This is a genomic window from Mesorhizobium sp. B2-4-1, from assembly GCF_006442185.1.
Classification (GTDB): Bacteria; Pseudomonadota; Alphaproteobacteria; order Rhizobiales; family Rhizobiaceae; genus Mesorhizobium.
Genome location: NZ_VFVN01000007.1, coordinates 292,345 through 316,999, shown reverse-complemented (window position 1 = coordinate 316,999; position 24,655 = coordinate 292,345). Strand labels below are relative to the sequence as shown.

Below are 24,655 nucleotides of genomic sequence, written 5' to 3'. Positions count from 1 at the left end.
GAAATAGTTGGAGAAATGACGAATGCGCGAGGCATGGAGATGGTTTGGGCCGGATGCGGGGGTTCCGCTCGATGCCGTGCGTCAGGCCGGCGCCACCGATATCGTATCGGCGTTGCACGAAGTCCCGATCGGGCGTGCCTGGACGAAGGCGGAGGTGGCGACGCGCAAGGCGATGATCGAGGATACGCCGTCCGACCGCTCGCCGCTTGTCTGGTCGGTCGTTGAAAGCATACCGGTCCCTGACGCTGTCAAGCGCCACGGCGGCGGGGCGAAAGCCGAGATCGAGGCCTGGATCGCCAGCATGGAAGCGGTTGCGGCCAACGGCATCCATATCATCTGTTTCAATTTCATGCCCCTGGTGGACTGGACCCGCACCGATCTCGATTACGAACTGCCAAGCGGCGCGACCGCGATGCGTTTCGACCAGGACCGGTTTGCAGCCTTCGACCTCCACATCCTGCAGCGCAGGGGAGCCGAAGCCGATTATTCGAACGAGGACCGCGAGCGGGCGAAAGCTGTTTTCGAGGCGATGAGCGAAGAGGAGGCCGCGACCCTCGTCGCCAACATCGCCAGTGCGCTGCCGGGCTCGACCACGGAGCCGTTGACGGTCCCGCAGTTTCGCGACCGGCTGGAGCGTTATGCGGGCATCGATGCCGCCCGGCTGCGCCACCATCTCACCGAATTCCTGGCGGCGATCGCGCCCGCCGCAGAGAGCAGCGGCGTCCGGCTTGCGCTGCATCCGGACGATCCGCCCCGCTCGCTCTTTGGTCTGCCGCGGGTGGCCTCGACCGCCGCCGACTACAACGCGCTCTTCGAGGCAGTTCCGTCGCCGGCCGTCGGCATGTGCTTTTGCACCGGAAGCCTTGGCGTGCGCGCCGACAACGATCTTCCGGCGATGGCGAAGCACTTCGCGTCGCGCATCCCCTTCGCACATTTGCGGGCGACCAAGCGCGAAGGCGATGGCCGCACCTTCCATGAAGCGGCGCATCTGGACGGCGACGTGGACATGGTTGCGGTACTGCGCGAATTGTTGGCCGAAGACGGCAAACGGGAACCGCACGACACCATCGTCTTCCGCTCCGACCACGGCCACCGCATGCTGGATGATCTCACAAAAACGGTGAATCCCGGCTATCCGGCGATAGGTCGCCTGCGCGGTCTGGCGGAACTGCGCGGCGTGATCCACGCGCTCCAGTCGAAGGGTTGACAGCGCGGCAATGCCTACCGTGATCGGCGCGGCTTCGGTCCGCCTGCGCCGATCCTGCCCTATCCCTGACGTCGGTCGGCATTAGTTCGGTTTCCGCCTGTGGAGGAGTGCCTCGGGGGACAGCCCGACTATCCGACCTGTTCTAGGCCAATCAATCCTTGACACGACTTCGTGCAAGCGCTTTCATGCAAGCGCTTGCATAGGGGCGCGCATGCCTGACCGAAAGCGGAACAATTCATCTTCAACACCGACGCTGAGCGAGGTGGCGGACGCTGCCAACGTCTCTTCGGCTACCGTTTCGCGTGCTTTCAGCCGGCCGGAACTTCTCAGTCGCGAGACGGTCGCGCGGGTTCACTCGGTCGCCGCGCGGCTCGGCTATGTCCCCAATCATGCCGCGCGCGCACTAAGCACCGGCCGGATGGGCAACATCGCGCTAATCGTGCCCGATATCACCAACCCGTTCTTCGCGGCGATGATGCGTGGGGGGCAGGCGACGGCCCGCGAATGTGGCTATGCGACGTTTATCGGCGATTCTGACGAGACGCCGGAAGTGGAAGACATTCTCCTGACCAAGCTGTCAGCGCAGGTAGAAGGTTTCATCATCGCCTCTTCGCGCCTGCACACGAAACAGATCCTTGAACATGCGCGGAGGCGGCCTTGCGTCCTCGTCAACCGCGACATTCCCGGCATGGTACGGCTTCTGGTCGATAGCGGGCCGAGCTATGGGCAGGCGCTGGAGCATCTGGTTTCGCTGGGCCATAGATCGATCGCCTATGTTGCCGGGCCGGCATTCTCCTGGTCGAACAGCCAGCGCTACGGCACCGTGACCAGGAGGGCCGCCGAGCTTGGGGTTGAGATCGTACGGGTTCCGACCTCGCGGCCAAGCTTCGAGGCCGGCCAGGCCTGCGTCGATGAACTCGTCCTGACGGGCGCGACCGCCGTACTCGCATTCGACGATGTCATGGCGCAAGGCATCATGGCCGGGCTTGCCGCGCGCGGCCTGTCGGTGCCGGGCGACTACAGCGTGATCGGCTGCGACGGCATACTGGCGCCGACCCTTTTCCCGCCCCTGACGTCCATCGCAACCCATTGCGCGGAGGCCGGCAGGCAGGCGGTCGAGCTTCTCGTCGCTATGCTGCAAGGCAAGCCGCTCGCTCACAAGCGCATCAATCTCGTCACCGAATTCGTCATCAGGGCGACAACCCAGGCCCCGTGCTCGCAGCGAGCCACGGCGGGGCTCGATCGACTTATAACCACGGAGTGATCATGCGAATTTACGTGAAACCGGACAAAAAGCTGCTGGGCGCCGCTGCCGCTGAACTGGGGGCGCAGTCGATCCGCGCCGCGATCGAGGCGCGCGGGGCGGCCAATATCGTCGTCGCCACCGGAGCCAGCCAGTTCGAGGTACTTGCCGCGCTGGTGGAGCGGGATGACATCGACTGGTCGCGCGTCACCGGCTTTCACCTCGATGAATATGTCGCCATGCCGGATACGCATCCGGCCAGTTTTCGGCGCTATCTCAAGGAGCGCTTCACCGCGTTGCTGCCGTCGCTCGGGGCCTTTCATTTCATCGACGGGGACGTGCCGGATCCAGGTGCCGAGGTGGCGCGCATCAATGCGTTGATTGCGCGTCACCCCATCGATGTGACCTTCGCGGGCATCGGCGAGAACGGCCACCTCGCCTTCAACGATCCGCCCGCGGACTTCGAGACGACCGCACCGTTCCACCTGGTAACGCTGGACGACCGCTGCCGCCGCCAGCAGTTCGGCGAAGGCTGGTTTCCGACGCTGGAAGACGTTCCGCACAGGGCGATCTCCATGACCGTCAACCAGATCATGAAAAGCGGTCTGATCGTGCTGGCGGTGCCGGACCGCCGCAAGGCCGAGGCGGTGCGCGATACGGTCGAAGCGCCGATCTCGCCGATGGTGCCGGCCGGTATCTTGCGCAGGCATGCCGACTGCCACCTGTTTCTCGATCCGCAATCGGCTGCTCTGCTTCGCGAAGTGCCGGACACCGTGGGCGAATAACCGTCCACGCAACCTAGAAAGGGAGGAGACACCAATGACAACCCGACGCAATGCCCTTCTAACGATCCTGGGTGCTGGCGTTGCCGCGGCGGCAAGGCCGGTTTTCGTGCTTGCCAAGGAGTTCCCGAAGCCGAAGGAACCGCTGGTCATCAATGTGGTCGACGTTGCCGGCGACCTGCAACTCAGCCAGCGGGCGCTTGAAAAGTTCGCCGAGACCCATCCGGAACTGATCTCGAAGTTCGTTTACACGCAGGCGCCCGCGCCCGAACTTGCCGCCAAGCTCAAGGCCCAGCAGGCGGCAGGCCGGTTGGACATCGATTTCGTGCTCACCGGTAACGACGCCCTTGCCGCGGGCATCGACCAGGGATTGTGGACCCAGATCCTGCCTGACTATGCCGATATGTTTCCCAAGCTCGACGAGCGCTACCTACCGGGCGCCTATGCCATGCAGCAGATGGCGAAGGGCCAAGCCTTCGTCGATAGCTGGTATCCGTCAGGCCCGCTCCTGGAATATGCGCCGGATCGGGTCAAGGACCTTCCTGGGACCGCTGAAGAGTTGCTTGCCTGGTGCAAGGCGCATCCGGGAAAGTTCATGTATGCGCGCCCGGCGAATTCCGGCCCCGGCCGAACCTTCGTCATGGGCCTTCCCTACCTGCTCGGCGACAAGGATCCGCTGGATCCTATCGACGGCTGGGAGAAGACCTGGGCCTATCTCAAGGAACTGAACGACTGCATCGACTATTATCCCTCCGGCACGACCGTCACCATGAAGGAACTGGGTGACGGCACGCGCGACATCATCGCCACGACCACCGGATGGGACATCAATCCGCGCTATCTCGGCATCGTTCCCGAAGACTACAAGATTGCGACCCTGAAGGGCTTCCACTGGGTCAGCGACGCCAACTATGTGGCTATCCCAAAGGGCGTTTCCGACGAAAAGCTCGGCGTTCTCCTGCAACTGATCGCCTTCATCCTTGAGCCCGAGCAGCAGGCATTCATGTACGATCACGGCTACATGTACCCCGGCCCGTCGATCAGGGACGTGCCGATAGAGATGGCGCCGCAGGACAGCCAGGACACGATCATGCGTTTCGGCCGGCCCGAATATGCCGCGATGATCGCCGACAACCCGATCGAACCGCCGCTCGACGCCAAACCGCTGGTTGCCATGTTCGAGAAGTGGGACAAGGAGATCGGCGGAGCCAAAAACGCCAAATAGGGTATCTCCGCGCACGGCCATTCGACAGCGGTTTGTCCCCGCTGCCATGATAGCTAAGCCGCCTTGACAATACCCCTGGTGGTCCGGGGAACCCGCCGGTCCGACCGAGATCGCGGTCGACTGGCCAAGGCCTTGGCCGGTCAAGGAATGGATGACTCGTCTGGCTATATGGCGGCCGCGATGCCATCCACCCTGATGCGAATGCGGCATCCGTTGCGGTACGGTGCCACATTCGACGCTCGCCCGCCTGCGCCGCCGACAGCGAGGATGCCTCCAATTGCGCTTGGTGCCGCCATTGGCCGGCACCTTGGAAATCGTCGAGGACGAGGGAAGCTTTCATCTGTCCCGAACGTTTATGAGAGTGTTTACCACCTCTCAGGGGCTGGTCCCGACCCGGTCGGGTTCGTAGTCACCGTCCGCGGTACACCAGCCTAAAGCTGTAGGCCGAGGAAAAGATGCCCGCTCAAGCTTTCATCAACCGGATTGCGGCAGCCGTTCCGGAGAATGGCGTTCACCGCTTCTTTCTTCAATTTGCCGGTTCCCAGTTGACGGCAGATCCCCGTCGCCGGGCGATCTTTGATCGCATGGCGGACAGATGCGGAATAGAGCATCGTTATTCGTGCTTTGCGCCCGCCGATGATCCTGAAGGCCCAAGTGTCGATTTGGAGGGTGTTTTCAAACGCGGCGCGTTTCCAGGCACGGCAAAGCGCATGGAGATGTTCGCGGCCACAGCGCCCGCTCTGGCTGAACAGGCCGTGGAGAAGCTCCTTCATGGTCAGGACAGGAGCCGTATCACACATTTGATCGTCACCACCTGCACGGGGTTTTCCGCCCCCGGCCTGGATCTGGAAATAATTGCCCGGTGCAACCTGCCGACCTCCATCGAGCGCACAATCCTCGGCTTCATGGGTTGCTATGCAGCGATCAACGCACTCAAGCAGGCACGACACATCATCCGGTCGGAACCCGAGGCCCGGGTTCTGGTGGTCAGCATCGAACTCTGTACGCTTCACCTCAAGGAGACCTCCGATCTTGAAAAGCTGCTCTCGTTCTGCCTGTGGGGCGATGGCTGCTCGGCTGCGTCGGTAAGCGCCAGTCCTTTTGGCATAGGACTGGATAGTTTTCACGCGCTCGTCGATGGCGGCAGCCGCGACCTCATGACCTGGAACATACGCGACGACGGTTTCGACATGGTGTTGTCGGGAGAGGTTCCCGCCGCAATCCACCATGCACTCGGCACAGACATAGGCAGCATTCTGGGAAACAGGAGCGTTTCAGACGTCGACCTTTGGGCCGTCCACCCGGGCGGCCGCTCCGTTCTCGACGCAGTGGAGCGCGCGCTGAATCTCCGTTCCGATGCGTTGTCGACCTCCCGCGAGGTCCTTCGTGAAAACGGAAACATGTCCTCTGCTACCGTCATGTTCGTACTCGAGCGAATGCTGCGCGAGGCCACAAAGGAAGACCGTGTGGGTTGTGCCATGGCATTCGGACCTGGCCTGACGACCGAGACGATGATGTTCCACACAGCCGGCGATACCTGAATGGCCAATGATCTCGACCATCGTCGGATCGAGCGGGAACTGCTCGACAATTTGCCTCCCGACGATCCAAGGGCCGTCGGTTCGCGGCGTGATCTCGCCTGGATAAACGCACTGATGTTTCAGAGCGCGATCATGGCCAGCCTGTTGAAGGCAAGCGTGCGCAAAAGCCCGACCAGATTTTTGGAAATTGGTTCCGGCGATGGAGCATTCATGCTTTCCGTCGCAAAGCGCCTCGCCCGGCGCTGGACAGATGTCGACCTGGTCATGCTTGACCAGTTCAACCTCATTTCAGACAGGCGGTTCGCTGATTTCTACGCACTTGGTTGGCGGGTCGAAATCATCATCGATGATGTCTTCGAATGGATCGAAAGCCCCCGAGCCGGCGCCTTCGATGTGGTATCGGCCAACTTGTTTCTGCACCATTTTCCGGACGCAGCCCTGAAACGCCTGTTTTTGGCGATTCGCCCTCTGGCGCCAGTGTTTCTCGCCACCGAGCCGAGCCGAAACGCCATTGCCTTAAGAGCCTGCTCGCTTCTGCATGTCATTGGCGCGAACGAGGTGACTTTGCACGATGCGCCGGCAAGCGTCCGCGCCGGTTTTGCGGGTGATGAGCTTTCCAGCCTATGGCCCCCGGATTTCAGGCGCCAGTGTGCAGAACGCAGAATTGGACCGTTTACCCATGCCTTCCTTGCCGTCGACCGCGCTTCGGAAGGTTTGCCATGATGTACGACGCCATCGTCATAGGCGCCGGGCCAAGTGGTTCTTCGGTGGCCTTGGCTTTGAGCGGCCAGGGGCGCGCCGTTGCCATCGTCGAGCGAAGTGAATTCCCGCGCCGCAAAGTTTGCGGGGAATTCATGTCTGCGGTCAATCTGGATCTGTTGGATAGATTGGGAGGAGGCGCCGCGGTTCGCGCCAAAGCCGGTCCGGAGGTCAAGCGGGTTGCACTTTTTGCATCGGGTCCCGGCACGGATGCGGGCATGCCGCGGGCCGCGGGAGATGCATTTGGACGCGCGCTCGGGCGCGACGTTCTGGATGGCATGCTTTTGGATGCGGCTCGCGATGCCGGAGCCGACGTGTTCCAGCCTTGGCGGGCGGCGGAGATCACCACCGATGGTGACAACGCTATGGTTCGGATCGAAAGCAAGCACGATCAGGGAGTTCTCGTTGCGCCGGTCGTTATTGCCGCGCATGGCTCGTGGGAACAAGGAAGGCTTCCGACGAACCTGCCGAAAACCAACGCGCCGCACGATCTTTTCGGATTCAAGGCTCATTTCACCGGCGCTGAGCTCGACCGCGACCTCATGCCCCTGCTGGCATTTCCGGGCGGCTATGGCGGCATGGTCTGGGCCGACCGGAACAGGATGTCGCTGTCGTGCTGCATGCGCCGCGACGTCTTGATCAGGCTACGCGAAAAAGGCAACGTCTCGTCGGCAGCCCAAGCTGTTCATGCCCATATCCTTGCTTCGTGTCCCCGTGTCGCCTCCACGATCGCGAATGCCACGCTCGATGGCGAATGGCTCGCCACAGGTCCCATACGGCCTGGCATTCGTCCACGTTTTGCCGACGACATATTTCGGGTGGGCAACCTCGCCGGTGAGTCCCATCCCATCATCGCTGAAGGCATATCGATGGCCCTGCAGTCAGGCTGGTTGCTAGCCAACGAACTGGCCAGGTTCGGCCGTTGGGACCGGGCGGCGAGGATTGCTGTTGGCCGCCGCTATTCGAAGGTCTGGAACAGCCAATTTGCCACCCGCATTCGCGTGGCTGCCTTGTTGGCACGCCTTGCCTCCCATCCCATGTCCGCTGCCGCGATGAACACGTTCGTGAGCGGCTTCCCGAACAGCCTGACGCTGGGAGCCAGATTGACCGGCAAAACGAAACCGCTGCCGATCGGGTGCGACTGAGAGGCTCAAGACTTTGTGCTCCAAGACGCTATAGCGGTCATGCACTCCGTCTTTCGATAGCCCCAGCCTTGCGATTCTACATGATGTCTCAGGCCCGGTCATCGCCGGGCCTGAGCTGAATTCTGCTGGCGGAACTATTTGTTGCAATTTTGGGACGGCGAGGTGGCAGTGCCGCTGGCGGTATTGGTGTCGACGTCATTGCCCGCAGTGTCCTTGCAACGGTCATTCATGCCGTTTGGTGTTGTCGTGGTCGAGTTCGTCGCATTCGGATCAGTTGTGACGGTCCCCGTGGTGCTGCCGGAGCCGTTGACGCTCGTGCCGCTGTTGTTCATGCCGCCGCCTGCGGTACCGCCGGCATTGCCCGAGCCGCTCGTTTGGGCCAGGGCGGATGTGGCGAGCGCTAAGGACAGGGCGGATGCGACCAAGATCGTTTTCATCATAAGTGCCTCCATTGGTTAAATCGCTTGTTGCGATCACTTTCCCAACGGAGCGCCGTCCTTGTTGTTCCTGTAACGGAAAATCGTGATCGATCTTCATTCTTGTCCGGCTTTGATGCTGAGCGAAGCACATCCAGAACTGTATAAAGGACGACTGCGGTCAGTGGCGACGGGCCACGCTCAGCCTGATCGACGGTTGTGCTTGCTGAGCAGGATCGGCAGGGAAACCGGCCGGAAATTCCACACGTCAACGCCGACATCACGCTGGCGAGTAAGCGGCTTCAGCTTGCCATGCGAATGGCCGTGCAAATTCACCGATCCCTTGCCCATCTGATTCCAGGTCCGAAACGGATAATGGCACAGGACGAGGAGGGTACCGTCCACCACCAGTTCCGCATAGTGCTGGATGCTGGCCCAGCCAGATGCGAGCGTTGCATCGCTTCCGTCATTGTTGCCGATGATCAGGTGCTTGCGCCCATTGAGCTGCGACAGGATGTTTTCGATGCCGGCCTTCGGGCGGGCAAAATCACCCAGATGCCAGATCTCGTCGTCCGAGCCGACGGTCTCGTTCCAGAGGCTCATCAGCGCCGCGTCATGCGTTGCCAGCGAGCCGAACGGCCGCCGATCAATTCGCAGGATGCGTGGATCGTTGAAATGAGTATCGCTCGTGAAGAAGATCATCCTGCGCGCGACTTCCCTCGCTGATCGACCCAGCCCGATACGCCGGACTAACGATCCGGTATTCGGCTGTACGCGCTCGTCAGCTTCCTTCCTTACGGCCGTCACCGGCGGCAGACGCTGAGTGTTCAGGCTCCGCAGCCTCAAGACCTTCGATAATCGGCGTAAGCGAGCCATCTTCCTCCGGAACTGGTTGCCGGCCGTTGGCTGCGTTCGCCTTGTCGAGGGCCTGCTGGATGGCGTCCTCTATGTTGCCGATATCTTCTTCGCGAACCTCGCGCCCGTATCCTGCGGCGTCCGCATCCTGCTCGAATTGCTGGGCCAACACCGCGACGCTGACTTGCGTGTCGGTCGCCAGGTTTCCGACATTCTCCTGCAGCCAGGTTCGAAAGAACTCGATCGTCGCGCTCATATTGCCTCCTGAACCGGACAACTGCTGCTGAGAGCGGTTGTTCCATGTTCCTGGCTACACTTTGCGGACTCTTGTGACGTTGACCTTGGGTACCGGGGATCCGATGAACGCGCCGGTTGAGCATGGCCATTGCCGCTGCCATCGGTGCCGCGGCCCTTGCCGTCGGCAACACACGGTATCCGAACGGAGTAGCCCCAAACTGTCAGCTTACAATTTGCAGTCATAGGTTACAGACTTCCCGTGTTCTATAAAGGGAGGTGGGAAGTACCTGGGCCTAACAATACTCTAGGGCGCGGTTGAAGGTTCGCCTTCGAATCGCGAAATGCCCAGGTGGTTCACAGCTCCCAAAACAATGGGAGGTGTCAGCCAAACAGGATGAAAATCGGGTTTCGGACCCTAGTCCCCTCGGTCCGATCCACCGGTTCAAGGGCAACGTAACACAGCTCAAAGCCGACAGGAAAAATGCAGTCCGGCAAGTCTCGGCCTCACATCGGGAAACCAGAGCCAGGCACCGACTTCCGCGCAGCACGACGTGTCCTCTCCGGCGATTGAGGAAAAATTGCGAGGTGATTGTCGTGTCTGTCGCCTGTCTTGACGCAGTCCCCCCGTTCATGGACAGAAGCGCTCCCGCAACTGCATCGAGCACAGTCGGCAGTGCCTGGCACAACGCCGACCACCTCTCCCTAGCTGGCCAGGGCGCGATATCGCGCGGCTTGGCCAGCTAGCTTCCCGCAAATCTTCTTTCAAAATAGATGGATCATTCCGGATCAAGGTCCGGAGATTGAATCGCAAAGCCCGGCAGGATCCAACTCTGGCTCTCCACCCACGCGCAGTGATTCATGTTGGATATCCACATATGCTCATATGATCGCCGAAATTGCAGCAACGCTTCCAGTTCCGGCTTTCCGCGCTCATAGGCGGATTGCGGATCGCCGAGCGTGAGCTTGCTGGCCGCTCGCGAGCACAGCTTCGCATGCTGCAATCCCAGCTCAAGAAACTTCACCCGCATCGAGGCTTCCGGATCTTGGATTGCGGAGGCTGCCGCCCTGTCAAGCAAGGCTTCCGCCGGCGCGAAACTCTCCTCTGGATAGACAGCGTGCGCCGCCTTCGCCCAGCTTCGCCAACGAGATGCTCCAAGAGCCTCGAACCCCTCCCGCAGCTGGGCGCGAGCGTTCGAAGTATACGCCTGCCAATAATCAAAATAGCTTTTGACGTCGTCGGCCGCAGGTCCGAAGGCTGAATAATATTCCGACAACAATGACTCCACGGCAGTCTCAGGATGTGTCTGCAGGCGCATCAACAAATAGAGATTTGGACCTTGCGTCGCCCAATGGCCTGTCAGCGAGTCAAAATCGGTTCCGACCATCCCGTTTCGCGCCGCGTTCTGAAACTCGTCGGCGAACTGGCCGGCGAATATGTGCGGCATGCAGTAGCCATCCAGGAAATAGTTGGTGCGCATGAACACCTGGGCAGTCGTTGCCGCCCATCCGCGCCACTGGTCTTTTATCCAGTCCTGCTCTTCGCCGCTGCGTGGATAGTACCAGGCCGATGGGCAAAACCCGATCAGGATATTCGGGTTCAACTTGATTCCCGATGTCGGTGCCGCGAAGTAATTCATATAGGCGTATCCCACCACGACCGCGTTAGGGTCGTCTTTCGCGGCTATCCGCTGAATGGCTTGCCATGAACGCGCATAGCGGTCCGATACGAAAGGCTTGCTGGCGATCTTCGACTTCGACGGAATGAACTTTCGATAGTCAGGCGGCTCTGGGCCATCCAGCGCTTTGCATATTTCGCACTCGCACTGCCCCGGGATGTCGTTCTCGACCGCATTGACGAAAGTTGGCTGTCCCGCAGAGGCGCTCCGATGCTCACGCCATTGCGAGACGATCTCTTCTCGCAAGCCCGGATTGGAAATGCACATCGAGAAGCGAGCGCCCAGCCTCACCGGGCCCCGTTTGCCTCTGACCAATTGAAACCATTCGGGATGCTCGGTGCCATACCGCTGCCACCAGTCGACGAAAGCGTGACCGTAGTTCGTGGGTACTCTGCGGCCCATTCGGTGGCGACGCAGGAACGTGGCCTGGGCTTTCATATATTCTTTCGCCGCTGCTGCGGTGAAACCCATTTCGGGATGTTCTTCGCTCGTGAAGCCAGCCCCAGCGCGCACGCGACGCTGCATGAACCGGGGCGTAACGACGTAATCAAGCGCGGGGATCACCAAGGACTGTGCCTTTGGGACAAACGTTCCCAGTTCACCTGGCCATAGCCATCGGACACCGAAATAGCGATCAAGGAGCTCGTACACGCCGAAGAGGGTGCCCGCGGACGTGTTTTGGTCGAGTGCACTGCCGGGATGATCGAGGCCGGCGATGCACAGATGGTTGCCGACGGTTCGGATGATACAGGTTTCACGCGCCAATGCGCCGAATGTGATTCCGGCTGCCCGGGCGAACCGGGTGTCGCCCAGAAAAATATGGGCGGCGTTACGCAAGCCAGCCGGCGAGACATGGTTTTCAGTTGTGATGGTAGGTTGGATGCCGGTCGCTTTTTCTATGTGCCAGCCGAGTTCCGTGGCGGCGTAGTGAACAGAGCCACTCGGCTGATCCGAAATAACGAGCGTTGCCGCAGGTCTGCCGCCGGCGATAAGCGTTACGCCAGCTGAAGATTGAGTGGCCGCATTGCCAGGGTTGGTAAAGCCAAGCCAGTGTAACAGGCCCAGAACCGTTCCCTGTGCAAACGTCCTTCGCGATAACGGCCCCATGCCAAAGACCTCACTTATGCGCGCGCATCCAAGAATGTAGACCCTTTTTACGAGGACGGGCGTTCACAACAATTTGTATCAAGTAAGCTTTGCATGCTTCAGCCGTCACGTTTCCCTTGCCCGCATGCCGATCCATTGCTCGCCAGTCTGCAGTTCGGGGCCAAGGCGAAGATCAGTGTGTAAGGGTTCTCTTTGTATAGTAGGTACGTGCACACAGACTCCTATCTCATTTAAAGGGTTCAAAGAATTAATCGAGATATCCGCGATTTTTCTCGAAAAAACTATCCATCTCCACGGGACAAGCAATGCCCTCTTTTGGAGGCTTATCATGATCGAACACATTCTTTTGACAGTCTCACTGAGTGCTTCAGTGGCTTCTTCATCTCGTCGTTTTGCCGATTCCGGACAAAGACCGGGTCGTCCGAGGCCGGCCCGATCGGATGGCACCTGCGGATCTGGTGAAAAACCGCTGGCAAGTCTGGTGGGTGCGGAGAGGACGGCAAAGGCGGCCAAATAGCTCCAGCCTGGGGATATCGCCCAATTCAATACTCCGCTAGCGTAGCCAGCGGAGGCAGTTTTCACCGCTGTGCGACCCATTTGCGCAAACCAATGGTGAAGTCCTCACGATCTGGGAACTCTCATCCGCCATGTTCGTTACTGCTCCACATTATGGAGAGATGGGGGTCGGATGGATTTTTCGAGACGCAGGGACTGGGAAGCTCTAGCCAGCGCCCTCGACATCAACATCTATCAGCGTTCAAAGACAGTGTGGATTGCGGCTGGAAAGTACCGCGGCAAAGACATTGAAGTGAAAGGCCGCTCGCCAAGCATCGCACTCGCATTGTGGAAGGAAGCTGCGGGCTATACCGGCTCGGAGTGGTAGAAAGAGCGGTTCGTCAAGCCGCGCCGCTCAGGTCCAAGCGCACATGCGCAGTGCAAGGCGCAAGCATTGTTCAAGGCTTACGGGCTTGGAGATGTCTTGCGCTGTCCGCGTGGACAATCGTGACTTTAAGCGCGCCATGAAGCTCCAGACACGACAGCCTTGAACAAGTCGAGCCGTCGCGAACAAGTCGAGCCGTCGCAGCGAGGCGGCGCTGGATATCGATTTGACGGTCGATACCGGTACGCGACATGTGCGCGCCGGCATCGGATCAGTGCGGTCTTGCCGGCTTAGCTGTGCCGCCGGTGTTGCCGGTTTCGCCGCTGCCATCACGGGATCGGGATTGCCAAGCGGTACCACTTTTGGATGGATCGGCTGCCGCCAAGGGACAATTGACACAAACGGCACCTGGGGATGGCATTGGGCCATGCAAGGAGCGGGGCATCAGGAGCATTCTCCTGTGACGGTGGGCAATCCTTCAATGAGCGATGCAGAACGTGCTCCGCGCCTCGGCCACGGAAGATAGCCTTCTTCAGGCAATGAGCGGACTCATGGACTCTGACCCCGCCGACCACATTGAGCTAACCGCTGATATTGTTTCGGCCTATGTCAGGAAAAACCGGACGTCGCCTTCCGATCTGGTTGACCTGATCCAGAATGTCGGCCGTGCCTTGCAAAAGCTTGCCGTGGGCGATCACCAGCCCGAACCGAAACCTGTTCCAGCCGTGCCGATCCGCAAGTCGGTGACCCCTGACTTCATCGTCAACCTGGAGGACGGGCGCCGCATGAAATCCTTGAAGCGGTATCTGACATCCATCGGCATGACGCCAGCGCAATATCGCCAGAAATGGGGCTTGCCGCCGGATTATCCGATTGTGGCGCCAAATTTAACTGCGTTGCGCTCGGAGGCAGCCAAGAGGATCAGGCTTGGACAACGGAATGCCAGTGGCCGAACTTCCAGAGGCTAACCGAATGGAGCACAGGGCGAGGCTCCGGCAGTCCTCGCGCCGTTGCTCGTATCGTGACATTTGTTTTCTTCGGATCACAAATTTGACGTGCCCGCCCGATGCCAGCGGGACCAACAGTCAAATGGGGCTGGGGGCAAGGCGCAAATGGCCACGCTCTCACAGGCGTGCAATTGCTGGTCCCGATCGACACCATGCCCGATCGACGCCATGATTGAAGATTGCAACGCGTTTCCGCAAGGCATGCGCCTGGAGGCGGATGTGTGCATCGTGGGAGCGGGTGCCGCCGGCCTGGCGATAGCATCACAACTAGAAGGCACGCGGCATCGCATATGCGTCATCGAAAGCGGTGGCATGACGTACGAGCACTGGCGCCAACGGCTGTCGCGCGGGCTGTCCGTGGGTCAACCTTACGAAGCTCTTGATCTTTGCCGCCTTCGTCAGTTCGGCGGGAGCACAGGCAAGGCTGGTTGGGGCGGATGGTGCAAGATGTTGGACCATGGCGATTTCGAGCACCGGCCCTGGATACCCCTGAGTGGTTGGCCCGTCGCCCATAAATCATTACTACCCCATTATGAGACCGCAGCCCGCCTGCTCGGAATCGACGACCTGCTGACCGATTGGCCGACTTCCGCGGTCATGCCTGAAAACGGGCCGCTCTTTTCGGAACGCTGCTTTCTCAGTCCCACTCCGGATCTCGGAGCAACGCTTCGCAAGAAGCTTCAGGACGCAAAAAACGTCCAGGTCGTGCTGCATGCCACGGCGCTGCGGCTCGACACCGACGACTGCGGAAGGCGGGTTCGCTCCATCGAGGTAGCGAGAACGCCGAACAAACGGTTCCAGATTGCTGCGCGATTTTTCGTGCTGGCCTGCGGCGGTATCGAAAACGCGCGCCTGCTCCTTGTTTCAAACCGACAGGCGCCGAATGGCATAGGAAACCAGTATGACCTGGTTGGCCGCTATTTCATGGAGCATCCCCGGGTAAAATGGGGAAGCTTGCAAGTCAGCCAGCCCGACAACATGATAGACCTCCACGTGCCTTGGACCCGCACGACCGGATTGTCGCCTGAAAACCGCGGCACCAATGATGCATTCGGACTGGCGCTGCGGCCCGAAATACGTGCAAGCGAGCGCCTCCTCGATTCCCGCACATGGATCAAGCCTGGGCCTTGCGTCAATCATATGGATGGTTCCGAAGCTTTGCAGTATCTTGCCTTCTGGCTGCGGAGAGGCCGGCTGCATCGCGACCTTATCAAATGCGGCCGAACTATCCTGATGCATCCGGCGGGAGCAATATCGGCAGGTTTCGAACGGATCTGGCACTCACGTCGGCGTGCAAGGCATTTTCATTTTGACACGATACTGGAACAAGAACCGGATCCGGCAAGCCGCGTCACGCTCGATACAAGGCTCGACGAGTTCAGTCTGCCCCGTGTGAAGCTGCAATGGAACGTGGGGCCTCTCGTCCGACGGACGCTTGAGCGTGTCCAGGCGATCATCACTGAAGAGATGAAGCGGCTGGGGCATAGAAGCGCCATTCATCCAGGCCAGGACAAAAACCCGGCGGGGGAGCGAGACATTCCATATCACTGGGTTCGACACCACATGGGCACGACGAGGATGAGCGACGACCCGCGAACCGGCGTGGTCGATAGTTCGTGCCAGGTGCACGGCCTCGCAAATCTGTTCGTCGCCGGCAGCTCGGTCTTCCCGACCGGAGGCAACGACATGCCCACCCTCACCATTGTCGCGCTCGCTATCAGACTGGGCCAGCACTTGCGGCAAAGCCTCGAATAAGCTCGCCTCCACCTTCGCCAAAGCGGTCAATCGACGAGGAAAGGGAGCAGGCTGCGACGTCTCATGCCGCAGGTCCGCCATATGGAATATGCCGGCTCCTGAATGTAATTTTACGCTTTGCCGAGAAAGTGTGCGCGTTTTGAGCGAAGGTCTGACCAACGGCTCACATAGCCACCCCTGTTCAGCTCTTTGTCGTAACGATTCTGGATGACCGCTACTTCCGTAGCTACCCCCTATTGGTAAGCGCATGGACTTCGAAGCCAACTATAATACTGCAATCACGACTTTTTCACTTTGATTGCTTGAGGAAACCGAAATTTTGGCCGCGCTGTGCGTTTTGTCACACCACCACCTCCGGTCCACAAGCTATTACTAAAGTGTTAAGGTATGGGTTTAAAAGCGAAATCTCCGTTGGGGCGAGATTTGCGCGGGGGTGAGTCATGACAAGTTTTTTGCCTGCGAATGATCGGACGGACAAAACTGATCTTGATCAATATCCATCTATTCTCGACGTCAATCGTCTCTCACCGTCCTCAGGAGAGGGAATCGAGATTGCAATCATCGATGGCCGGCCTTTGATGTGTGACTGCTTCAGCAGAAGCCTCGAAATCATCGAGCCATCATTTCATATCCAGCATTACGCGTCGGTCGAAGCGTTCGACATGGCGGATCCCGAAGAAACGCAGAGAGTTTCGACGGTCCTGATGTGTGTGATGTGGTCGAACTCCCAGGCGGACTATCATCTTTCCCAGATAGGCCATCTGAAAGCGACCAGGCCCGAGGTAGGGGTGGTCATCCTATCGGATATCGAGAACTTTGAGGACATTCTCAAAGTGGTCGAAAACGGCGCGCGTGGCTATATTCCTACCAGCGTCAGGTTGCAGGTGGCCGCCAAGGCCATCCAGCTTGTCGCGGCGGGCGGAACTTTCGTCCCGCCCAGTGTTCTCTTTCATTCAGGACGCGCCGTCACCGACGGTCAGTCCGCGACCAAGCAGCAGCCGCACGGAGACAACACTTTTACCTCGCGTCAGATGTCTGTCATCGAGGCATTGCGTCGAGGAAAGGCGAACAAGGTCATCGCGTACGAGCTCAACATGTGTGAAAGTACGGTCAAGGTACACATTCGGAATGTCATGAAAAAACTTCGTGCGAGAAACCGTACCGAAGTCGCCTACATACTCAACACAACGCCGTATGAAGGGATTGCCATACGGAATTGAAATATGGGTGCCGCCTCACTCAACGAGTAATGGTTCTTGACGGACCGTTTTAGTAGATGTGATTTGCTTGAGTTTGGGGAGCAGCCGCAACGGAAGCGGCTGCGAACCTTTGCAAGGGGGCGCTACCCAGGATGAAACAACCGCCCGTTCGATATCCAGGCCCGCAGACTGACGGGGAGATCACCTCCGTAGCTGATGCCAACCATATGCACGGGCCGGATTTGAAAAATATCGAGCATTTCAGCAATGTTAAGTCGTCCACGCTGATCGAGATAGACCGCCGCTGTCGTTGGTTGCATCTCAATGAAGGGGACGTCCTGGTCCCGGCCGGCGAAAGTGTCGACCGGCTTTTTTTTCTGCTCGAGGGCGAGCTTCGAGCGCTCGTTTATACCCGCAATGGCAAGATTGTGTCGCTCCCCCCTGCGCATCGTGGCTCGCTTGTTAACGGAATTGCCTTGAGCGGCGACATCCAGATGCCATATTCGGTCGAAGCGGCGGGACCATGCACTATCGCTTCGATCGGCAGTCGTGCCTTTCTGGACATAGTCAAGCAGGATCCTGAAGCCCTGCATGCGGTTGTACAATTGTTGGTGGAACGTCAGCAGGTGCTTGTCGAGCACATCGTTGAGCTTTCGACGCTCAACGTTCGGTCCCGGGTGCATAAGGAGTTGCTGCGCTTATGCGCTGAAGACATCGGAGCCGACGGTTCGGCGAGGATTTCTCCTATCCCGACCCATACGGATCTGGCCCACCGCATTGGCACCCACCGCGAGGCGGTGGCACGCGAGTTGAGCTACCTGCAAAACATCGGACTCGTGCTGCGCCACGCCAAAGAGCTTTACGTGCCTGATGTATCCCGTATCGCCGATCTTGTGGCAAAGTCGGACGACTAAATCGTAGGCGATGCGTCGGGGCACCTTTCGAGAGTGGTCGGGACGTCGGTTGTGTTTGGGCTTGATCTACGCTGGCCCTGAGCGGCAGCCGCGGTGCTCCAAGGCGACTGATAGGCAGCTTCGCCTGCTCATTCGGCTAGTTCAAGACGACCGTGAACTCGCTCTGCGACCGACTTCAGGAATTGGTCGGACGTCGATGTCCATCCAAAGAGTATCTGAACGAGCGTGATCGAGGCATCATGATTGCTCCTTGGGGCGTCCCAAGCGATGGGCTCGCTGGTGCAATCCGTCAGCAGTATGCAGCGATAGTCCCTGAAGAAGGCATCCCGAATTGTCGATTCCACACACACGCTGGTCGTGCATCCTGTCACGATGAGGTGTTTGACGCCTGCGGATTTCAGAACAGAATCGAGTTCGGTTTCGTAGAAACCGCTGAATCGCGTTTTATAGAGGACGACATCCCCTGCCTGTGGCTTGAGGCCGTTGACGACCTCTGTTCCCCAGGTGTCGCGGATCAGAATCCGGCTCTCGCTGCCATCCGGGGCTGTCATGTTCGCGCCCACCCCGAAGATCTGGAGATGTCGAATACGGTTGGGGGCGTCCGACGTTCCAAGGTCCGAGAGGTCGCGATGATATCCCATCTTCAGGTAGACGATGGGCATGCTCAATTCGCGAGCGGCAGCTATTACGCTGGCAGTAGGGCCTACAGCCCGTTGAATCCCGGAGATATCGATTCCGGCTCTGTCGAACATTCCACCGTTGGAGCCGAAGTCATTCTGCATGTCCACGACGAGTACGGCAGCGTCAGCGGGATCAATTGAAATAGGTTGAGGCTTGGCGTCGATGACAAATGGATGCATTTCGTCCTCATCCCTGCTTGCAGCCTAACAACAGTGGTTACGACCAGTCTGCTATCTATCCGCCTCAAAAGCCGCAGGCCGCCGCGCAACGGCGATCCTACCCCCTTAGCCATGCCGCACGTTTGGCATTTGACGCCAGCCAAAGCCGCATCGCGCTTGGCTGCGAGGCCGAGCGATAGATCTTCTGATGATAGACAAACTCATAGGGCCACAGCTCAAGCGTTCGGTTCGCGAAATGCGTCAGCACCCAGGTGATCGCCGCCGCCGCCAAAATGAAGGCGCTCATCGATAGGACAACATTGCCGGAAAAAAGATGGGCGCGGGAAAACAGCGAGCGTGTCAGAAGATACGTGTAGGGATGCACCAGATACAGGCTGTAGCTCACCGTTCCGAAGTATCGAAGCAGCCGATTGCCAAGGAGTAGTGCCGTCAAGCTGTTCCGCGACACTGCAAGGCAGAAGTAGAGCCCCGTCGCGACCATGAGCAAGGGAAGCTCGGCATTTTGGAAATCGGACCAGTGATAGTCGTAATGGCCGCGGCTGGCGAGAAAGACGCAAGCTGCCAGCGCCCCGCTCTCGGCAAGCCGATGGCGGCCCCGGTTTACCCATTCAAATCGATCGTAGGCAAGGCGGATCAGCCCGCCGGCAAGAAAATACAAGGCGATCGGGTACCGGGCGATAAAGAGCGCCGCGAGAAGACCGAGCGCAATTGTGCCGAGTCTGGTTGGGCGACGAACCGTCAGGAAAACGAACGCTGCCGTAAACACATAGAACCAGACCTCGAAGGTCAGGCTCCACGCGTTCGGCGTCAATTGCTCGGTATGGGTTGCAAGGTTCAGGAATGTCAGTCCTGCCAGAACCGCTGTGAGATTGTTGGTTTCGGGATAAAAGTTGGTGGTTGCGTTCAGCAAGATGAAAAGCAGGCTTAGCGCGAAAAACAGAGGGTAGAGGCGCAGGAACCGTCGGGCAGCAAACTGAGCGGGACTATAGCGTATCGCACTGGGCAGGATGACGAAGCCACTGATTACGAAGAAAAGGCAGACTCCGAAGGTGCCGAAATTCCAGAAGGGCGTAATGCGGTCGACATAGGCCGAATTGGAGGCGTAGACGTGCTCCGCCGTGCCGCCCAGGAGGTGAGCGAAGAAGACCATAAGAGAAGCAATGCCGCGCAACCCATGCGCGGCTACATTGAACGAATTGTCGCCAGCCGGCTTCGCTGACGCTTCGACGGGAAAATGCTGCGGACCCGATGAGTTCTGAGGATGGAGATGTGCAACGGTCATCTGAGCCTTCAAGTTGGATCCCGCAGACCATTTCACCGTACACCATCCCAGGTCTCGCAATGCTCGGGAATTCGAAGGACACCCCCGCCCAAAAGTAGTGGGCTGCCGCAGAAAAACTCCACCGGATGACTAACAGCCGCATTGCGGGACTGATTTAACCCAGGCCCGATGCTGATTGCGGGCGATCGCTGGACCGCAACCGAAGTACGGCTTGACTGACACCGATCGGAATTGGCGAACCCTCGGCCGCAGCCACGAGAGCCGCCCCGTCGAACCGCCCCGCCATGTCGCTTTCTCGAGCCGGAGATCGCCTTGGGCGACATGCATTAGCGGAGATGGCGGCGGCCCTGCGCGTCGACGATGGTGTTGTCTGCGACATTGGCGCTGATGTGCGCGCCGTTGTGGATCAGGCAGTCGGCGCCGATCTGGACGCCCAGGAGCACCGTTGCGCCCATTCCCACGACGGTCAAGGCTCCGATGCCCACTCCGCCGGCTATGATAGCGCCTGGTGTCAGGTGCGCATTGTCCTGAACGACGCTGTCGTGGCAGACTATAGTCCCCTGATTGACGATGACGTTGTTACCGATCGTACAGCGCGGACCGATGCTCGCGCCGGCCAAAATATGGCAGCCATGTCCAATCCTGGTCGCCTTGGAGACGATCGCGGAAGGATGGATCACAGGCGGCAGAACGAAGCCCATTGCGGTGGCGCGTTCATACATTGCCCGCCTCACCTGGCTTGACTGGGCGCCTCCGATGCCGATGAAAGCATAGCGCGTGCCCTCCGCAAGCAAACGCTCCAGGCAGTCTTCCGTGCCGATCACCGAAATACCGCCGCAGACGTGGTGGCCGGCGGGCAACGCTTGATCGGTGCAGCCCAGGATATCGTATCCGGCACCATCGAGAGCATCGATCAAACAGGCGGCGTGGCCGCCGCCGCCGATGATGACGGCCCGCCTGGAGAAAGCGACGGAACTCGGCTCGCCCGGTTCGGCTCTCTTGGCGGCGGATCGGCGACCGGCAGCAGCGCGCACCTCGGCTTCGCCAATGCGGCCATTGGACGGAATGACGTCCGCAAGGTTGACCCCGAGCTCGGATGCGGCCTTGCGGGCTTTAGCCGTTATCGCGACTTCGCTGGCCCCGACATCGGCCGCGCTGGTCTCCCCGACAACGACATTCGAATTTTCGTCGATGATTTTGCAAAGCGTTGCGCCGACAGGAACGAAGTCACCGACCTTGATGTCCAGCAGGCCGACAGTTCCTGCCTCCGGAGCATCTACCTCGACTGCGGCCTTGGTGGTCTCAAGCACGAAAAGAATGGTGCCTTGTTCGACCCTTTCACCTTGTGCGACCCGAATCTCGATGAGCTGGAGATTGTCCTCGTTGGCGTTAACCCGCGGGGCTTCGACAAGCACGGTCATGTACGCTTAGCCTTTCTGGAACAGCTCGATGCAGGCCGCCTGGATGGCGTTCACACCCGGCAGCAGATCGTCCTCCCAGTCGCGGCTTGAGGGAATGGGGTGATCGGGCCCGGTCAATGCGCTGAAGTGCCTGACCCGGCCGATCAGCGCGCGCGCACACTCCGACGCGAAGCCCCAGCCGGGAGAGCCTTCCTCCACCGCGACCACACGCGTGCAGTTGCCGACCTGGCTTCGGACCTCATCGCCAGGGAAGGGCGACAGCTGTTCGACGGCCACCACGGTGGTCGCGATTTCCTCCTCTTGCGCGAGTTTCTTTGCGGCCGCGACAGCGTGCTCGACGCAACCCCCATATGTCAGGATCACGACATCTGCATCCGCCGGGCGTGGAAGCGCGTCGGGTCCGAGCACGGGCCTGGAATACATCACCTTGTTTTCGATGATCAGGTGAGGGGATCGCGACGCGAAGGCCCGATGCAGAAGCGTGCCAGGATCGGCATACTCGTGAGTGGCAAGCACCGTCAGCCCGGGCACGCCGCAAAAATGCTTTTCCAGACTTTGCGAGTGCGTCGGCCCATAGCCGCGCCGTCCGCCCATGGGAGCGCGGATGATGACGGGGACCTCAACCTGATCGTTGTACATCCAGCGGAACTTGGCGACGTGATTGATGATCTGGTCGGCAGCAAGGGCTATGAAGTCTCCGAACATGAGTTCGACGATCACAGGCCGGCCTTTGATGGCCATGCCTGCCGCCATGCCAACAATGCCGCCTTCGCTGATCGGCGTGGTCCAGACACGGTCCTTATAGGCTGACGAAAGACCCTTGGTGACTTTGAAGGCGCCACCGTAGGGGTCAAGAACATCCTCACCCAAAATCACCAGACGGAGATCGGCTCCCATGAGATCGTGTAGCGCGCGATTGATAGATTCGACGACACGCATGGATCAACCCCGCGCCAAGGCGGCCGCGGCGGCGGATTCGACCGCGCGGTCCACGACATTCAGGCAGTAGGCGTCGATCTCATCGGCGTTGGCAACGCGCCGGCGCATCGGGGGTATGGGATCTCTGGCTCGAGCTTGCTCAAGACGCTCCGCCGGCCTCGTATCATCTCCCTTGCTGTGGGGGCCGATCCGCTCGGTTCGCAAGTAGAGCCAGCAAGGGCGGGATTCGGCGCGTACATAGCCTACGGCTTCTTGGGCGAGCTCATATATCGCGATCGGATCGTTGCCGTCATAGGCGAATGTGCGGACGCCGAACGGCTCGGCCCTGGCGACGATCGAACCGGAGACGGTCAGATGCTTGGGCGTCGTCTGCGCGATCTCGTTGTCCTCGATCACAAAGACCACCGGGGCGGCGAAAACAGACGCAAGGTTCAGGCTCTCGTATACGGCTCCCTCGCCCATCGTGCCGTCGCCGAGGAACACCACTGCGACGGCGCCCTCGTCCTTTCGCGCCAGCGCACTACCAACTGCGACGGGTGCGATGCCTCCTTGGATGCCATTGGAGTGGAAGTTGCGGAAGCACAGGTGCTGGCTGCCGCCGCGTCCGCCGCAAATGCCGGTTACACGCCCCATGATCTCGGCTATCAGGCCCTCGACTTCGCCCGAATAGGCAATGAAATGACCGTGGCAGCGGTGGTTGCTCCAGACAATGTCGCGGTCCCGGTCAAGAGCGTTTATCACGCCAACCGCATTGGCTTCCTGTCCAATGGACGTGTGCGTCGTGCCGAACAGGAGACCTTGGGAAAAAAGATCGAGCAAGCGCTCCTCCACGAGCCGGATGAGCATCATCTGCTGATAAAATCGAACCGCGGCTGGCAGTTCGAATCCGAGCAAACCACGCTCTGTAGGGGCAAGGGTGAGGTTCCGCGCTGCTGACGACGTCACTATCTGCAGCTCTGCCAGAGAAGACGCTAGAACGGTTTCATCCTTCCTGATCGCGCGTTCCTTTGTCATGCTGCCTCGAGCTGGCGCGAAGCCGTAACAAGGATTGACCGCGCCGTCGACGCGGCAGCCATGGTCTCCTCGGTCGTCCAGGACGGGTCGACCAGAAAAGCCATACTCGTTTCACCGAGCTGCCGTGCGATCGGCAGACGTTCGGGCGGCGCTACCCCGGCGTCCGCGAAGGCATGTTCAAGATAGATCTCAGAGCAGCTTCCCGAGAAGCATGGGACGCCGGCCGCATTGATAGCCGCAATCAACTCGTCGCGCGACCATCCGGGGGACAGCATCTCGGGCTTGATATAGAAATAGCATCGGTACCAGGCATGCTTATGCTCCGAACCGAGCTGGGGCGCGTGCAGCATCGGCAATTCAGCAAGCGTCATCATCCAGATGCTGGCATTTCGCTCGCGTTGGCGAGTCCAGTCGGGTAAGCGCTCGAGCTGCCGCAAGCCAAGCACTGCCTGGATTGATGTCATGCGCCAGTTGGTGCCGATGCTGTCATGCAGCCAGCGAAACCCTGTCGCCCTATGGGGGGCAAAGACCAGATCGTAGTTCTTGCCGTGGTCCTTGAGGCTCCAGGCAGCGAGCCACAATTTCTTGTCGTCCATTGCGACAAGCCCACCTTCGCCGCCCGTCGTGATGATCTTGTCCTGGCAGAACGAGAACGCCGCTATGTCGCCGAAGGAGCCAATCGGTCGTCCGTTGTATTCGGCTCCATGCGCCTGGGCGCAATCTTCGATGACTTTTATGCCGCTGCGCTTTGCGAGTTCCATGATCGGCGCCATGTCGCACGGCCAGCCGGCAATATGCACGACGATCACTGCCTTTGTTCGAGCCGTTATCTTCGGCGCAATCGTCTCGGCGGAAAGGTTGCCCGAACTCGGGTCGACATCCGCGAAAACGGGCGTGGCGCCGGCAAACATGACGCAGGCGGCGGAGGCGACGAAACTGCGGGGCGTGACGATCACCTCGTCGCCGGCGCCGATGTGGAGAATCTTCATCGCAAGATCCAGCGCGAGCGAGCCGTTGGCCAGCGCCACCGCGTGACGTCGGCCGAGGCTGCGCGCATAGGCGCGTTCGAAGGTCTTCACATGGTCGCCGGTCCAGGCGTTCACCTGGCCGGATCGCAAAACCTCTACCACATCGGTTATTTGTTCTTCGTCGTAGATTGGCCAGCGTTTCATCGCAGAATACTCCAGCTAG

23 protein-coding genes are annotated in these 24,655 nt (G+C 59.7%); 13 read left to right on the top strand and 10 right to left on the bottom strand.

Annotated elements, in window-relative coordinates; genetic code table 11:
• The first annotated feature begins 22 nt into the window (after positions 1-22).
• The 7 genes from uxuA (at position 23) to FJ949_RS19915 (ending at position 7,902) form a co-directional block, all read left to right on the top strand.
• On the top strand, positions 23-1,207 hold the full coding sequence (gene uxuA, locus FJ949_RS19945; protein WP_140498464.1) for a mannonate dehydratase: 1,185 nt from the start codon (positions 23-25) through the stop codon (positions 1,205-1,207).
• A 211-nt stretch (positions 1,208-1,418) separates the two neighbouring features.
• Positions 1,419-2,471, top strand: a complete 1,053-nt coding sequence (locus FJ949_RS19940; RefSeq protein WP_140498463.1) for a LacI family DNA-binding transcriptional regulator — start codon at positions 1,419-1,421, stop codon at positions 2,469-2,471.
• Positions 2,420-3,235 (top strand): glucosamine-6-phosphate deaminase, encoded by an 816-nt coding sequence (locus FJ949_RS19935; RefSeq protein WP_224647105.1) that lies wholly within the window; start codon positions 2,420-2,422, stop codon positions 3,233-3,235. Before FJ949_RS19940 ends, FJ949_RS19935 begins: the two co-directional genes overlap by 52 nt.
• Positions 3,236-3,269: 34 nt before the next feature.
• Complete coding sequence (locus FJ949_RS19930) at positions 3,270-4,457, top strand: extracellular solute-binding protein (RefSeq protein WP_140498462.1); 1,188 nt, start codon at positions 3,270-3,272, stop codon at positions 4,455-4,457.
• Positions 4,458-4,912: 455 nt separating this feature from the next.
• On the top strand, positions 4,913-5,998 hold the full coding sequence (locus tag FJ949_RS19925; RefSeq protein WP_140498461.1) for a type III polyketide synthase: 1,086 nt from the start codon (positions 4,913-4,915) through the stop codon (positions 5,996-5,998).
• Positions 5,999-6,721: a methyltransferase domain-containing protein gene (locus FJ949_RS19920; protein WP_140498460.1), complete on the top strand. Its 723-nt coding sequence runs from the start codon at positions 5,999-6,001 to the stop codon at positions 6,719-6,721.
• The gene (locus FJ949_RS19915) at positions 6,718-7,902 is read left to right on the top strand and encodes an FAD-dependent monooxygenase (protein ID WP_140498459.1); all 1,185 of its coding nucleotides are present in this window, start codon (positions 6,718-6,720) and stop codon (positions 7,900-7,902) included. The genes FJ949_RS19920 and FJ949_RS19915 overlap by 4 nt, the downstream gene beginning before the upstream one ends.
• Positions 7,903-8,036: 134 nt before the next feature.
• Here FJ949_RS19915 and FJ949_RS19910 read toward each other — a convergent pair whose 3' ends face one another.
• The 4 genes from FJ949_RS19910 to FJ949_RS19895 form a co-directional block, all read right to left on the bottom strand.
• Positions 8,037-8,342, bottom strand: a complete 306-nt coding sequence (locus FJ949_RS19910) for a hypothetical protein (protein ID WP_140498458.1) — start codon at positions 8,340-8,342, stop codon at positions 8,037-8,039.
• A 177-nt stretch (positions 8,343-8,519) separates the two neighbouring features.
• Positions 8,520-9,020, bottom strand: a complete 501-nt coding sequence (locus tag FJ949_RS19905; RefSeq protein WP_140498549.1) for a metallophosphoesterase family protein — start codon at positions 9,018-9,020, stop codon at positions 8,520-8,522.
• Between the two features lie 79 nt (positions 9,021-9,099).
• On the bottom strand, positions 9,100-9,429 hold the full coding sequence (locus FJ949_RS19900; RefSeq protein ID WP_140498457.1) for a DUF768 domain-containing protein: 330 nt from the start codon (positions 9,427-9,429) through the stop codon (positions 9,100-9,102).
• Between the two features lie 757 nt (positions 9,430-10,186).
• Positions 10,187-12,193, bottom strand: a complete 2,007-nt coding sequence (locus FJ949_RS19895) for a DUF4838 domain-containing protein (protein ID WP_140498456.1) — start codon at positions 12,191-12,193, stop codon at positions 10,187-10,189.
• A gap of 688 nt (positions 12,194-12,881) precedes the next feature.
• Here FJ949_RS19895 and FJ949_RS19890 point away from each other — a divergent pair.
• From FJ949_RS19890 to FJ949_RS19870, 5 genes are all read left to right on the top strand, one after another.
• On the top strand, positions 12,882-13,076 hold the full coding sequence (locus FJ949_RS19890; RefSeq protein ID WP_140498455.1) for a hypothetical protein: 195 nt from the start codon (positions 12,882-12,884) through the stop codon (positions 13,074-13,076).
• 485 nt (positions 13,077-13,561) lie between these two features.
• Positions 13,562-14,041 carry a MucR family transcriptional regulator gene (locus FJ949_RS19885; protein ID WP_318012505.1) on the top strand — a complete coding sequence of 160 codons (480 nt, stop codon included), beginning with the start codon at positions 13,562-13,564 and terminating at the stop codon, positions 14,039-14,041.
• Positions 14,042-14,185: 144 nt separating this feature from the next.
• Positions 14,186-15,835: a GMC family oxidoreductase gene (locus tag FJ949_RS19880; RefSeq protein ID WP_140498454.1), complete on the top strand. Its 1,650-nt coding sequence runs from the start codon at positions 14,186-14,188 to the stop codon at positions 15,833-15,835.
• 440 nt (positions 15,836-16,275) lie between these two features.
• On the top strand, positions 16,276-17,055 hold the full coding sequence (locus tag FJ949_RS19875; protein ID WP_140498453.1) for a response regulator transcription factor: 780 nt from the start codon (positions 16,276-16,278) through the stop codon (positions 17,053-17,055).
• A 131-nt stretch (positions 17,056-17,186) separates the two neighbouring features.
• Positions 17,187-17,948, top strand: coding sequence for a Crp/Fnr family transcriptional regulator (locus tag FJ949_RS19870; protein ID WP_140498452.1), 762 nt, complete (start codon positions 17,187-17,189; stop codon positions 17,946-17,948).
• Between the two features lie 128 nt (positions 17,949-18,076).
• On the opposite strand, the gene FJ949_RS19865 is transcribed toward FJ949_RS19870, so the two are convergent.
• From FJ949_RS19865 to FJ949_RS30740, 3 genes are all read right to left on the bottom strand, one after another.
• On the bottom strand, positions 18,077-18,808 hold the full coding sequence (locus FJ949_RS19865) for a cysteine hydrolase (protein WP_140498451.1): 732 nt from the start codon (positions 18,806-18,808) through the stop codon (positions 18,077-18,079).
• A gap of 97 nt (positions 18,809-18,905) precedes the next feature.
• A complete protein-coding gene (locus tag FJ949_RS19860; RefSeq protein WP_140498450.1) occupies positions 18,906-20,090 on the bottom strand; it encodes an acyltransferase in 1,185 nt (394 codons plus the stop codon).
• A 326-nt stretch (positions 20,091-20,416) separates the two neighbouring features.
• Positions 20,417-21,007 carry a DapH/DapD/GlmU-related protein gene (locus tag FJ949_RS30740; protein ID WP_246676606.1) on the bottom strand — a complete coding sequence of 197 codons (591 nt, stop codon included), beginning with the start codon at positions 21,005-21,007 and terminating at the stop codon, positions 20,417-20,419.
• Between FJ949_RS30740 and FJ949_RS30735 the strand changes: the two genes are divergently transcribed.
• A complete protein-coding gene (locus FJ949_RS30735) occupies positions 20,954-21,601 on the top strand; it encodes a hypothetical protein (RefSeq protein ID WP_246676604.1) in 648 nt (215 codons plus the stop codon). The two genes, FJ949_RS30740 and FJ949_RS30735, sit on opposite strands and share 54 nt — an antisense overlap.
• Here the strand turns inward: FJ949_RS30735 and FJ949_RS19850 are convergent.
• Genes FJ949_RS19850 through FJ949_RS19840 form a run of 3 tightly spaced genes read right to left on the bottom strand, consistent with a single transcriptional unit; the run spans position 21,518 to position 24,636 of the window.
• Positions 21,518-22,450: a transketolase C-terminal domain-containing protein gene (locus FJ949_RS19850; RefSeq protein WP_140498448.1), complete on the bottom strand. Its 933-nt coding sequence runs from the start codon at positions 22,448-22,450 to the stop codon at positions 21,518-21,520. The genes FJ949_RS30735 and FJ949_RS19850 overlap by 84 nt on opposite strands.
• 3 nt (positions 22,451-22,453) lie before the next feature.
• Positions 22,454-23,464 (bottom strand): thiamine pyrophosphate-dependent dehydrogenase E1 component subunit alpha, encoded by a 1,011-nt coding sequence (locus FJ949_RS19845; RefSeq protein WP_140498447.1) that lies wholly within the window; start codon positions 23,462-23,464, stop codon positions 22,454-22,456.
• On the bottom strand, positions 23,461-24,636 hold the full coding sequence (locus FJ949_RS19840) for a DegT/DnrJ/EryC1/StrS aminotransferase family protein (RefSeq protein WP_140498446.1): 1,176 nt from the start codon (positions 24,634-24,636) through the stop codon (positions 23,461-23,463). The genes FJ949_RS19845 and FJ949_RS19840 overlap by 4 nt, the downstream gene beginning before the upstream one ends.
• Between the last annotated feature and the right edge of the window lie 19 nt (positions 24,637-24,655).

What these genes read in the sequence shown, in the direction of transcription:
- uxuA (WP_140498464.1), top strand. Translation starts at nt 23, where the DNA reads ATGCGCGAGGCATGGAGATGGTTTGGGCCGGATGCGGGGGTTCCGCTC.
- FJ949_RS19940 (WP_140498463.1), top strand. Translation starts at nt 1,419, where the DNA reads ATGCCTGACCGAAAGCGGAACAATTCATCTTCAACACCGACGCTGAGC.
- FJ949_RS19930 (WP_140498462.1), top strand. Translation starts at nt 3,270, where the DNA reads ATGACAACCCGACGCAATGCCCTTCTAACGATCCTGGGTGCTGGCGTT.
- FJ949_RS19925 (WP_140498461.1), top strand. Translation starts at nt 4,913, where the DNA reads ATGCCCGCTCAAGCTTTCATCAACCGGATTGCGGCAGCCGTTCCGGAG.
- FJ949_RS19920 (WP_140498460.1), top strand. Translation starts at nt 5,999, where the DNA reads ATGGCCAATGATCTCGACCATCGTCGGATCGAGCGGGAACTGCTCGAC.
- FJ949_RS19915 (WP_140498459.1), top strand. Translation starts at nt 6,718, where the DNA reads ATGATGTACGACGCCATCGTCATAGGCGCCGGGCCAAGTGGTTCTTCG.
- FJ949_RS19910 (WP_140498458.1), bottom strand. Translation starts at nt 8,342, where the DNA reads ATGATGAAAACGATCTTGGTCGCATCCGCCCTGTCCTTAGCGCTCGCC.
- FJ949_RS19905 (WP_140498549.1), bottom strand. Translation starts at nt 9,020, where the DNA reads ATGATCTTCTTCACGAGCGATACTCATTTCAACGATCCACGCATCCTG.
- FJ949_RS19900 (WP_140498457.1), bottom strand. Translation starts at nt 9,429, where the DNA reads ATGAGCGCGACGATCGAGTTCTTTCGAACCTGGCTGCAGGAGAATGTC.
- FJ949_RS19895 (WP_140498456.1), bottom strand. Translation starts at nt 12,193, where the DNA reads ATGGGGCCGTTATCGCGAAGGACGTTTGCACAGGGAACGGTTCTGGGC.
- FJ949_RS19890 (WP_140498455.1), top strand. Translation starts at nt 12,882, where the DNA reads ATGGATTTTTCGAGACGCAGGGACTGGGAAGCTCTAGCCAGCGCCCTC.
- FJ949_RS19885 (WP_318012505.1), top strand. Translation starts at nt 13,562, where the DNA reads ATGCAGAACGTGCTCCGCGCCTCGGCCACGGAAGATAGCCTTCTTCAG.
- FJ949_RS19880 (WP_140498454.1), top strand. Translation starts at nt 14,186, where the DNA reads ATGGCCACGCTCTCACAGGCGTGCAATTGCTGGTCCCGATCGACACCA.
- FJ949_RS19875 (WP_140498453.1), top strand. Translation starts at nt 16,276, where the DNA reads ATGACAAGTTTTTTGCCTGCGAATGATCGGACGGACAAAACTGATCTT.
- FJ949_RS19870 (WP_140498452.1), top strand. Translation starts at nt 17,187, where the DNA reads ATGAAACAACCGCCCGTTCGATATCCAGGCCCGCAGACTGACGGGGAG.
- FJ949_RS19865 (WP_140498451.1), bottom strand. Translation starts at nt 18,808, where the DNA reads ATGCATCCATTTGTCATCGACGCCAAGCCTCAACCTATTTCAATTGAT.
- FJ949_RS19860 (WP_140498450.1), bottom strand. Translation starts at nt 20,090, where the DNA reads ATGACCGTTGCACATCTCCATCCTCAGAACTCATCGGGTCCGCAGCAT.
- FJ949_RS19850 (WP_140498448.1), bottom strand. Translation starts at nt 22,450, where the DNA reads ATGCGTGTCGTCGAATCTATCAATCGCGCGCTACACGATCTCATGGGA.
- FJ949_RS19845 (WP_140498447.1), bottom strand. Translation starts at nt 23,464, where the DNA reads ATGACAAAGGAACGCGCGATCAGGAAGGATGAAACCGTTCTAGCGTCT.
- FJ949_RS19840 (WP_140498446.1), bottom strand. Translation starts at nt 24,636, where the DNA reads ATGAAACGCTGGCCAATCTACGACGAAGAACAAATAACCGATGTGGTA.